An 11,758-nucleotide genomic window follows, 5' to 3' on the forward strand; every position below is an offset into this window, starting at 1 on the left:
CATGGAAAAAACTTTCATCAAAAAAGCAATAATTATCTTTGCTTTTGCTTTTCTCATCCTTCAGGGATGCAAGACTTCCAATGTGTCAAGATCTCCGGAAAGCCTTCAAATTCCTGAGAATTTTGAATCAACACAGTCAGAAGTAGGGAATTCAGTTGCCTTGCTTCATTGGGAAGAATTCTTCGAAGATGATGTTCTCAAGAACCTTATAAGCATTGCCTTGGAGAATAACCAGGATAATCTAAAGACCTTGGAACGAATCAAGATAGCCAAAGCTAGTTATAGGGTGGCCAAAGCGGGATGGTTACCCGAGATCAGTGGTATAGCCGGTGCATCTGAAAGAAGATTCAGTGAATTTACCATGGACGGGGTTGGAAATGCAGATTCAAACCTTTCCCCTAACGTTCCGGAAGATAAAAGAATCCCTGACCCATACAGAGACTTTATTGTTGGCGCCGGGTTCAATTGGGAGGTGGATGTATGGGGTAAATACAAGAGCCTCAGGAAAGCTGCTTCTGCAAGGTACCTCGCATCAGAAGAAATGGCCAATCATGTCAAAACCTGGTTGATTTCCGAAATAGCTGTTGGATATTACCAGCTGATAGGCCTTGATGCTGAAATCAGAATCTTGGAAGATTATATTAAACTTCAGGAATCGGCATTTGATCTATCCAAAGATCTGAAAACTTCCGGTAAGGAAAACCAACTTGCGGTAGATCAATTTGAAGCGCTCTTGCTCAATTCCAAATCCCTTTTCATTGAAAAACAAAGAGACTTAAGATCTGCAGAACTATACCTGACCAGTTTATTGGGGATTTATGAATTGGATCATGAACGTACCTCTCTTGAAAACGCCCTTGAAATTCCTGAATTGGTCAAAGTTGGTTTACCGGCTGAATTATTAATGTACAGGCCGGATATCCGAATCGCGGAAAGAGAATTATTGGCAGCCCAGGCAGATGTTAATGCAGCCAGAGCAGCATTTTTTCCAAATATTAATTTATTCGGTATGGCAGGCTTCAATGCCTTCGATTTTGGGAAACTGTTTTTCAGCCCTGCCTCAGCTATCTATCAATTTGGGGCAGGCCTGACAGCCCCAATTTTCAATAGAAATCAGATTAAAATGGGATTTGAAACAGCCAATGCTGCACAGCAAATAGCTTGGTATGAATATGAACAAACGGTATTGAAAAGCTATTTGGAGGTTTTGGATCTGGTAAACCAATTTGAAGCATATCAAATGCAGGTTCAGCTAAAAACAAATGAAGTAGAGGTACAAAAAAGGTCAGTGGATAATTCGAATACGATGTTTATGGTTGGCTATGCCAACTACCTTGAAGTTATCAATGCCCAAAGCAGGGCACTATTGGCAGAAATTGAACTGATAGAGTTAAAGATGGAAAAACTGCAAACCAATGTCAGGTTATACCAAGCTTTGGGGGGTGGATGGATCTGATTTTATCTTATTTTAGAATTTATCTTAATCAATTGAAAGAAAAGGACTTCAGTAGGAAAATGTTTGAAAAATAAATCTTAGGGATTAAATAGAAAAGTTAAAAATTGGCATACATTTTATGCATATAAATATGTCCGGAGAGGACATTAAACAATCATCAAATATGAAAAAAAGCATCCTTGCGATGACAATTGTTGCCATTGTCTTTTTGGCATCTTGCGGCAACAAACCTTCTGAAGAAGTAGAGGTAGAAGTTGCACCTACAGAAGAACCTGCACCCGTTCAGGAGGAAGTTGAAGTGATAGAAGTCGAAATTGATTCGGCTACTGTTGAGGTTGAGGAAACTCCCTCGAATTAGGAAAAAAAGGAAAGGCTTGTAGGAATGCAAGCCTTTTTTTTTGAAAAAAAAAGTCTCTGAAATATACAGAGACCTTTAATAGTGGGGACTAACCCTTATTTGAACTTAAACACTTATTAGAGAAACTCTAAAAAGAAATCAAATGTAATTAATTAAATTACATAAAAAAATACCAAATATGGGTTATTTTATATTTTTTTATATAAATATATCCAATTAAATAGTGATATAGTTAAATAGGGATGTTCTTTAATCGATTTTAGGTTAGTTATTTGTATCAAACAACCTTGTTTCAAGATGTTCGTCCAATTTCAATTTTGATACTCCGGATGATATCCAGTTGGCGGCTTCCTCACCTTTCAAGTGATGATCAAAGAACTCCATCATCCTGACACTGTAATCTTTTCGGTTTTCAAGTTTTGAAAGCCCGTGATTTTCACCTTTGTACTGAACCATAATCACTGGTTTTTTGAGTCTTCTCAGGGCGTTGTAATATTCTATACCCTGAGTAAAATCCACAGCCCCATCCTTGTCATTGTGTAGCAGCAATAATGGAGTATTTACATTTTTGACATGGTACACGGGCGAATTCCTTTGGTATGCATCCCAGTTTTCCCAAGGTGCACCCCTAAACCTTCCTTGAGATGCTTCAAAAATCGACATATTTCCTCCTCCGGAATTCCAGTAGATCAAATCATACATAGAAATCATATTGGTTAATGGTGCACCTGCAGCTGCCGCTTTGAACATGTCTGTCTGGGTAATCAAAAAGGATGTTTGATAGCCTCCCCATGAGTGCCCGTGAAGCCCCATGTTTTTTTCATCTATAATTCCTGTTTTGATAGCCTCTTTTACCGCAGGAAGTACACACCAAACTGCGGACATTCCAGGGTCATCTAACTTATAAACAATATCAGGTATCAAAACGGCATAACCATTACTGGTATACACATTAGGATTCCAACCGGTACCGCTAAATCCAGGAGTGGAATAATTATGAAGAGTCTGGGAAAGTTTTTCATAATAGTAAACTATAGTCGGATATTTTTTTCCCTCCACAAAACCTGCCGGTAAAAAAAGGGCCGCCTGTAAAGTATCTCCTTTATCTGAAATATAATCAACCAATCTAACTCCGGAAGACCATTTGAATTTGGGGGCATCGGGGGCATTCTGGGTAATTTTTTTCGGATCTGTCAAATCTGCATCTGTGATGTAGATTTCTGTAGGTTCGTTGAATTTTTCCTTAGAGAGATAATAAACCTCAGCATTTTTTGCTTTACTAAGTCTGTTGATGTTGGCATCTTCCCAAATCAATGATTTGGCTCCCGGAATCAAACCTGATTTTCCAGGTGAGATTTTTGAAATACCGCTTTTCTTTGAAAATTCACCATACTTTCTAATAAATATGGGTTTGGAGAGATCAATGCCTTTTTCCTCCGGATCCAAAGTAAACCTCATTTGATATCTGATTTTTTCAGATCTGCCATTTTGAGTAAGATTAATTGGCTTGCCTTTATCACCAACGGGTACCTGCCAAACATCCCAACCATCCCTAAGTAAGACAAATTTGCTGTCACTGCTCCAGCCCAAGGGATTTATCATAGGCTTTTCAACATTATGGTCGTCTTCCAAATTTACAAAGGAGGTATTGATGTTTTCAGTTAGGTTTTTCTCAATTCCGGTTTCCAGATTATAAACATAAAAGTGGCCGTCTTTTGCATAAAGGAGTTTGTCGCCATCTGTCGAAATTCTTGGAAAAGAGGAGAAGGAGGGTAAATAAAACTTTTTGAACAGTAATTTTCTTTCTCCGGTCTGAAGATTTACTGAATAGATGTCCCTGTAATTTTGACCATCTAAATTGATATCCAATTCGTACTCCTGGAAATCGACACCCAAACCAAATTTTTCTTTTGTCATAATGGTTAATTCCCGCATGGAGCTGTCCTGGAGAGTGGTGTGCTTGCCGGTTCTGGTATCATACATGGACCATAGGCTGTAGTTTTTATCCTGGTTTTCCAAAACCTGCTGTCTGGATTGTAACCTGCTGTCCTGCCAGTGCCAGATTGTCATATCAGGTTTTGTTTTATCTTTCTTTTCCGGGGAAGCTTTGGGTTTCGTGCTGTCAATTTTTGCGATTGCTTTTTGAAGGTCAGCCAATGATTTTATTGTTGAATCTGACTTTATTTTTTCAAGATTGACTCGTTCCAGAGAGTCCTTATTGACATTTCTTAGAGTCTGCTGGGTAGCTATCTTGTTTTGCTTTTTTTCAGGGACAAGTGGATGGATACCAAAAAACAGCCTGGTCAAGTCTTCTGACCACATAGGTTTTCTATTGGGGCTAATGGTATAATCTTTTGGAAAATTGATTGAATCCTTTTTGGGATCATATATTGTCAACTGTGGATCTGAAAGATTTTTTATTGCCAATAATTTACCATGGTCTTGCTTGAAGGACTTGTCTTTCACCAATTTGAGCAACGCAAATGCTTCTCCCTTTTCGGTCCAATTAATTGATTTGTAGGTAGCTGTATCGCTGTCAAGAATTTCTGTTTTGCCGGTTACCAGCTGAAGCAGGTAAGCGCCATTTCCTGATTGATTTGCTGCATCTATAGAGTAAGCGAGATAATCTCCAGTTTTATTAAAAGCAAATTCAAGGACATTACCTATATTTTGTTTTTTATCAGAATTGAGATGGACCAACAAAAAATCCGAGCCTTTGGCATCACCATTGGCTACTCCATTACCCAGATTTATGCCCAGATGTGTGGAATTTTTTCCGTTAAAGGAAAATGAATTCACATTCTCAAAAACAGTCTGTTTGAAATCATTATCCAAATCCAATAAAATCAGTTTTTCTTTTAATCCTTTACTGCCGTTTTTTGAATTGGCCTTTTTTTCTGATTCCTTAGGGTATTGCTTGAACGCAAGCCATCTTCCGTTTTCTGAAAATGCAATACTTGGAAAAGTCGTAGAACCGATCGGGAAGGATTTTTTTGTTTGAGGTTCGTCAGTTTTTTGGACAATAACTTCTCCATCACCCTCTACAGACATCATTGCATAGACCGCCCATTTTCCATTAGAGGACATTTGAAAGCTATTTTGGGAAATAGAACGCCAGTTGGGAATGTCCTGCCAAGTTATGGGTCTTATTTCTTGACTGACTTCTTGCCCAAATCCAATTTGGGCAAGAAGTAAAAACAATATTAGACAAAACTTAAATTTAATCATATGAATGGTTTTTCTTTTAAATTTGATTATTATTCGATTTCAAAGGATGTAAGTTGTTAAAATTAATTGCCCAAGATAAGTGATGCAATTTTAAATTGCACCTGTATTTTTAAATGTGATATATGAGTATTGAAGAAAAATTTGACCCAGAATCATTTTTTGATCAATTAAAGGATCCAGTGATGGTTATTTCCATTGATGGGGTTGTTTTTTTCAATGAATTTCTTAAAACTAATTTCTTTAAAAATCTTTTCCATTGGAAAGAGGTAATCAGGGAAACCCAATCCCACAAAATGCTTGATGGATTTTTTAAATTCGGACAGCTTCCCAACTATGAGATTTATTCAGAACTGAATCATTTCAATGGTGGTAAAGTCAAATATCTTTGGAATTTTATTGCGTATCCAAACAGAAAGGACAGATTGATTTGTGTTGGTAAGGTCAATAAATTTGTCCCTTTTTTGGAATCTCTTACCAAAAGTAACATCAGTAAAGACCAACCCTTAAGGAGATTACGTGATTTACATTTAGTGGACAGTATCCTTCAGCATAGCCATGGGCTGCTTGCCATATTGGATAAGGACGGGGTCTTTAAATTTATCAGTTCCTCAATAATCACAAAGCTTGGAATCAGACCCAAAGAAGTAATCGGAAAAAATTATCAGGAATTTGTCAACAAAGGGGTCATTAGCATTGAAAGTGGTGATTTGGAAAAGGTTTTTAAAACCAAAAGAAAGGTAAAAATCAGTTTTTGGATAAATCTTCCTGATCAGGATAAAGTTTTAATTGAAAGTCATTGCAAAAATCTATTGAATGACCCCCTTGTGGAGGGCATACTTTTCAGTGCCCAAGACAATACCGAATACTACAGGGCAAAAAAATCTCTGCAAAAAAGGTATGAACTGGAAAATTTGATCAATAGGATTTCAGCCAAGTTTGTCAATGCGGAATATGATAGCGCAGACAGTGTCTTCAATTTATCGCTCAAAATGCTTGGGGAATTTGAAAAGGCAGATAGGACCTATATTTTTTTGGTTCATGATGAATTGAATCAAATAGATAATGTCTATGAATGGACTGGTCCTGGTATAGAGCCCCAGATCGGGCATTTACAAAATATAACGTTCCAAGAGGATGATCTGACTATTGAAGCATTGAGAAAGGGAAATATCCTGGTCGTACCTGATGTGGATTTAATGCCTGAAAAATTTGCCCGTGAAAGGGACGTTTATAAACAACAGGGAATAAAATCCTTTGTTTTGATTCCGATTTTTTCTGAAAATAAATTGATAGGATTTTTCGGCTTGGATGCTGTTAACGGAAAAAGAGCCTGGCATGAAAAGGATGAATATGTGCTCAGGCAGTTGGGTGATGTCTATGCAGGGAGTTTTATCAACAGGGCTATCAAAAAGAGCTTGGACAGAAATGAAAAACTTTTGGCATCTACTGAAATACTGGCAAAATCCGGATCTTGGCGGTATAGCAATTCAAAGAAACGGATTATTTTTTCTGAAGGATTGAAGCGGATTTTCGAATTGGACGAAGATCTTTATTCGGCTACTTTTACTCAGTTTTTAAAAAAAATTTCCAAGAATGACAGATTTGGATTTTTATCAAATCTCAATCAAGCATTAACAAGCCTCAGTTCTTCAAATGGAGCTTTCAGCATTTTTACCTCAGATGGTAAAGAAAAATACATCAGCTACAGTATTCAGGTAAAAAAGTCTACTGAAAAGACAGGTGAGGTTGAGGTATATGGGTATTGTACGGACAATACCCACAAAAGAGATGCTGAAAATTACCTCAAGCTTCAATCCCAGATTCTTGCTCAGGTCAATGATCCTATTTTTGTTACTGATAATCAGTTTAATATTATTTATATCAATAAAGCAGGTCTAAAAGAATGTTTTATTGAGGAAGGAGAAAAATTTGAAGGTAAAATAACTGACTTGTTTACGTTTGATTTTCTGGGAGGGCCAAATCTTGAAGAGTTGCTGAAAGACCTGAGGCCTGAAGATAGTTTTAGAAGGCAATTGGATTTGAAATCCAGGATGGGGGCGGTGGATCCTTATGAGGTTTCGGTCCAACATTTTTTGAATGATGAAAAAGACGAGATTGGGTTTTCTTTTGTAATCAGAAACCTTTCCTTATTTGTCAGGCAGGAAGCAATAGCAAAAAAAGCGCAAATGATTGTGGAAAATAGTCCTGCAGTATTGTTTACCATAGACCCCAATAACAATTTCAGGATATTATATATTTCAGAAAATATCAGACAGTTTGGATATAGCTCAGCCAAATTGATAGAATCCAAAAAGAGCATGCTAGAACTGATTCATCCTGATGATGTGGATGATTTACTTCTCTATCATTCAAGGAACAAGGATATCCATGGAATTCCGGCTTCTTCAGGAGAATATAGACTCAAAAAGGCAGATGGGACTTATAGATGGGTGGAAGACAAAACCAGTGAGGTCTATGATTCCAAAGGTAAAATAATGGTTCATGAGGGGATAATTCAGGATATTACAGAGAGGAAGAAAAATAGAGAGGAAATTCTAAGAAGCCAGGAAAGATACCGTGTGTTGGCAGCAAATATTCCTGGAACAAGTATCTTTCTGATTGATAGGGACTTGAGATATATCGTTGCACAGGGAACTAATTTTGCTGATTGGGGAATGAACGCGTCGGATTTTGAGGGTAAGACATTGGCAGAAGTTCACCGAAAAAATCTAAACGAAATCCAGCCTGCAGTAACCAAGGCCTTGTTAAAAAATGAGATAGTCCAAAAACATCTTATTTTTAGACGTCGGGTCTATGAAATCACAGTTAGACCAATTGAATATGAGGGTGAGGTGGAATATGCCCTGGGAATTTTAAGGGATATCAATGAGGAATTTCAGGCTAAGGAAGATTTAAAAAAGAATGAAGAAAAATATCGGAGATTGGTAGAAGAATCAACCGAAATCATTTTTTCGCTGAACATGGATTTGACCATGATTTACATTTCTCCCAATGTCAAACAATTTTTGGGTTACTCTTCAGATCAGGTGATAGGAAAGAGACTGACTGATTTTCTACATCCAGATGATTTAGAATTTCTAAATGGGCAAAATCAGGTAGACTCCAATTTCTTCGTTTCTAATCAATACCTTGAATTCAAATTAAGGCATCTTAATGGAGATTACCGGATTTTCAGTTCAAACGGAAAAATTGTTTCCGATACAGAAGGTAAGTTGCAGTATTATACAGGTATAGCAAGAGATATTACCAGATTGAAAGAAGCTCAAAATGAGCTCTACCTGGCAAAGGAAAAAGCAGAACAGGCTTCAAATATCAAATCCCAGTTTCTTTCAATCATGAGCCATGAAATAAGAACTCCGATGAATGCAGTTATCGGCATGGCTCATTTGTTGATTGAAGACAATCCAAGAGAAGATCAACTTGAAAATCTGAGAACCTTACAGTTTTCTGCCGAAAACCTCCTTGGTTTGATCAATGATATATTGGATTACAGCAAAATTGATTCGGGGAAAGTAGAGCTTGAAAAAGTCAGTTTTGAGTTGAATAATGTTTTTAATCGAATATTGCATTCATATTCTTACCAGGCAAGGGAAAAATCACTCGAAATTATCTTTGAAACTGACCCAAGTATTCCCAAAAATCTGATTGGTGATCCAGTAAGATTGGGACAGATTGTCAATAATCTTGTTTCCAACGCAGTGAAATTCACAGAGGAGGGTTCTGTCAAAATCAAATTGACCAACCAAAAAGATGAAGAAGACCATATTTCCATACAGTTTGATTTTGAAGATTCAGGAATAGGAATACCGGAAGACAAGCTGCAAATTATTTTTGAGGCATTTACGCAGGCAAGTGCAGCCACCACAAGAAAATATGGGGGAACAGGTTTAGGACTCGCTATTGTCAAAAGGTTGGTGGAGTTATTCGGTTCCGAAATCAAGGCCATAAGAAGACCTGAAGGCGGTACCCGGTTCACTTTTGTGATCAGATTTGAAAAACCAAAAGCCAGTGATATCCGGTTTCCCAAAGAAAATATTGATGGGTATAAAATATTGCAAAACGCCAGTATTCTGGTGGCGGAGGATAACCTCGTCAACCAGATTATGATTAAAAAATTCCTTAGCAAGTGGGGAGTAAAAGAAGTCGTGATCGCAAATGACGGTAATGAAGCAATCAAAGCTTTTGAAGAACAGGATTTCAATATGATCCTTTTGGATTTGCAGATGCCAGAAAAGGATGGTTTTCAGGTAGCTGAATTCATTAGAAATTCAGCAAATCCACAAAAGAAAAGTATTCCAATAATTGCACTTACGGCATCTTCTTTGATAGAAGTAAAAGAACATCTCGAAAAAGTCGGAATGAATGATTATATACCAAAACCGTTCAACCCGGATAACCTTTATGCCAAAATACTCAAATACCTTGAACCATAAATTTCCGTTAATAGGGAAAAGAATATGATGATTAAGTTAATTTTGAGGGCAAAGTAAAAATTATGAGGTTTTTTTTTCTTTTCCTTATTATCATTTCAACTTGGAGCTATAGTTCAGCACAGTCTCAAAAGACCATCAGGAATACCATGTATATGACCTATGGGAAAACAGGTGCAAATTTGAGAGAATTCAATGAGATGTTGGCTAATAAAGGCCTTTCACCAATGAGAAAAGGATATTCAAACTTGAGTTTTGGTTACTTAACTCGGTTTAATGACTTTATCATTGGTTTGGAGTTGTTTCATAACAGTGGTCCAAAATCTGATTTTGGGGACTTTGAAATTGATTATCAATCTACCAGGTTTTATGTCAATGTAGGCTTTGCCTTTACAGAAGAAGGGAACTTCCAATTGATCCATTATATGTCATTTGGGTCAGGATTCGCAAACTTTCAGATGTTGCGGGAGAATGACACCAATAGCCTTGACGGATTTCTTCAAAATCCTGAAAACGGATACCTCCTTAGAAAAGGGGATATTCACAAAAGTACCTTTAATTTGTCAGGGTTTCTTACAGAAATTGGCTTTCAGATGAGTTATGATCTTCCTATCCCTGGCAGAGAGGAAGCATTGGAAATTTTGGCACGTTTTGGATATTCCTTCAGCCCCTTTGAAGATTCCTGGAATTTGAATGGAATCAATTTCAATTCTATTCAAAGTGGTGCGTTCTTAAGGCTTGGTGTGGGAATATCGCTTCCGGATCACAATTATTTTTATAAAGATGCTTCCCTGGGAGCACATATTATTTATGGAATGCATTTTACCAAACCGGATGAATTCAACAAAAAGCTTGGAGAAAATGGTCTCAGTGCTTTTGATGGAAGACCGAACAACTGGGGTCTCAAAGTTTTAGGGGAAACAAAAGGCTTTTTATATGGATTTGATTTTTATAATCTTGGTCTTTCGGGTCCTGCCAGTGAAACAAAGAGTCATACTTTAAATAGTCTGAGACTTTATGGTAACGTGGGCCTAAAACTTTTTGAAAGGAAAAATCTGGAGCTTGGTGCTTTGGGAGGGTTAGGGTTTGGCAACATTAGATACAGTCTTACTTCAAATGAGAAACCCGATTTTCCTAGGTTATTCGAAGAACCTCTTCATGACGGTTATCTCCGAAATGCCGGAGTAATGGCAAAGCCTGAATTATATTTTGCCTATGGAATGCCGATTTTGGGTGGTTCCTCAAAGCTGATGTTTAGTGTCCATGGAGGATATGAGCTTCCCTTGTCCAATTATAAGTTGGAAGATTTATCCATGTTCGATTATATGGCTAACCCATACCTCCAATTTGGGATTGGAATCAGGCCTTAATCTTCCACTTCCACTATCAATTCTACCTCAACAGCAATATTTGATGGCAAAGCATTCATGCCTACAGCTGACCTGGCATGCTTGCCCTTTTCTCCAAAAACTTCCACCATCAAATCAGAAAAACCGTTAATTACCTGAGGTTGGTTGGTGAAATCGGGACCGCAATTGACCATTCCTAAAACTTTTACAATCCTCTTTACTTTATTTAAGTCACCCAACTCAGCTTTCAATACAGCCAACTGACTAATTGCAACCCATCTTGCAGCTTCCCTTCCTTCGTCAATTGTCAGGTCTTGACCGACTTTTCCGGTAACATACCCACCTTCAGGAAGGTCAGGCCCTTTACCGGATAAAAACAACAGATTCCCCGTTCTGACAACATTCACATAATTTGCCACAGGGGAACTTGGCTGAGAAAGATTTATTCCAAGCTCAATAATTCTCGTCTCTGCATCCCAAGTATCAGCTATCGAAGTTTCAATGCTTTGTTTGTTTGATGGCTGTCCACAGGATATTAAAATCAATAAAAAGGAAAAGGAGAGTAAGTGTTTCATAAAGGTCGAAATATCAGTGATGTTTAATGAATTCTTAAATTAAGCGTTCAATTCGGTAAATCAAACAGATGTGATTGTGATTTGTAGCATTAACAACTGAAAATGCTGTCTAGTATAAAATTGAATCATCCTTTGAAGAATTTTGGAAAAAGTTGATAAAATTAAATTATTGGGTTTAACTTTGGAATTGCTTATCGAGAAAGACCGAGGGAAGGGCCCTGAGACGTCTTAGCAACCTAAAACAAAAGGTGCTAATTCCCATTCCGTAAATGGCGGAAGAAGATAAGCGGACGATAAAAATTTCTTTTTCATCCGGTTCTTGCTCGCATAAGCTTTTATTA

6 protein-coding genes and 1 riboswitch are annotated in these 11,758 nt (G+C 37.4%); of the genes, 4 read left to right on the top strand and 2 right to left on the bottom strand.

The window, feature by feature from the left end:
• The first annotated feature begins 1 nt into the window (after position 1).
• Positions 2–1,456: an efflux transporter outer membrane subunit gene (locus B9A52_RS14240; protein ID WP_084121087.1), complete on the top strand. Its 1,455-nt coding sequence runs from the start codon at positions 2–4 to the stop codon at positions 1,454–1,456.
• Positions 1,457–1,619: 163 nt separating this feature from the next.
• On the top strand, positions 1,620–1,814 hold the full coding sequence (locus B9A52_RS14245; RefSeq protein ID WP_084123527.1) for a hypothetical protein: 195 nt from the start codon (positions 1,620–1,622) through the stop codon (positions 1,812–1,814).
• A gap of 264 nt (positions 1,815–2,078) precedes the next feature.
• Here the strand turns inward: B9A52_RS14245 and B9A52_RS14250 are convergent, their stop codons facing one another.
• A complete protein-coding gene (locus B9A52_RS14250; protein ID WP_231955234.1) occupies positions 2,079–4,901 on the bottom strand; it encodes a S9 family peptidase in 2,823 nt (940 codons plus the stop codon).
• A 263-nt stretch (positions 4,902–5,164) separates the two neighbouring features.
• Between B9A52_RS14250 and B9A52_RS14255 the strand changes: the two genes are divergently transcribed.
• Entirely contained in the window at positions 5,165–9,496 is a 4,332-nt protein-coding gene (locus B9A52_RS14255; RefSeq protein WP_084121089.1) for a PAS domain S-box protein, read from the top strand.
• A 62-nt stretch (positions 9,497–9,558) separates the two neighbouring features.
• Entirely contained in the window at positions 9,559–10,863 is a 1,305-nt protein-coding gene (locus B9A52_RS14260) for a hypothetical protein (RefSeq protein WP_084121090.1), read from the top strand.
• Here the strand turns inward: B9A52_RS14260 and B9A52_RS14265 are convergent.
• Entirely contained in the window at positions 10,860–11,417 is a 558-nt protein-coding gene (locus B9A52_RS14265; RefSeq protein WP_084121091.1) for a RidA family protein, read from the bottom strand. The two genes, B9A52_RS14260 and B9A52_RS14265, sit on opposite strands and share 4 nt — an antisense overlap.
• A 188-nt stretch (positions 11,418–11,605) precedes the next feature.
• Positions 11,606–11,706: riboswitch (SAM riboswitch) on the top strand.
• Positions 11,707–11,758: the final 52 nt, after the last annotated feature.

The sequence above is a fragment of the Aquiflexum balticum DSM 16537 genome (assembly GCF_900176595.1).
Lineage (GTDB): Bacteria > Bacteroidota > Bacteroidia > Cytophagales > Cyclobacteriaceae > Aquiflexum > Aquiflexum balticum.

Bases quoted from the DNA above. Each gene is read 5' to 3' on its own strand.
- B9A52_RS14240 (WP_084121087.1), top strand. From the start codon at position 2: ATGGAAAAAACTTTCATCAAAAAAGCAATAATTATCTTTGCTTTTGCT.
- B9A52_RS14245 (WP_084123527.1), top strand. From the start codon at position 1,620: ATGAAAAAAAGCATCCTTGCGATGACAATTGTTGCCATTGTCTTTTTG.
- B9A52_RS14250 (WP_231955234.1), bottom strand. From the start codon at position 4,901: ATGTCCTCTAATGGAAAATGGGCGGTCTATGCAATGATGTCTGTAGAG.
- B9A52_RS14255 (WP_084121089.1), top strand. From the start codon at position 5,165: ATGAGTATTGAAGAAAAATTTGACCCAGAATCATTTTTTGATCAATTA.
- B9A52_RS14260 (WP_084121090.1), top strand. From the start codon at position 9,559: ATGAGGTTTTTTTTTCTTTTCCTTATTATCATTTCAACTTGGAGCTAT.
- B9A52_RS14265 (WP_084121091.1), bottom strand. From the start codon at position 11,417: ATGAAACACTTACTCTCCTTTTCCTTTTTATTGATTTTAATATCCTGT.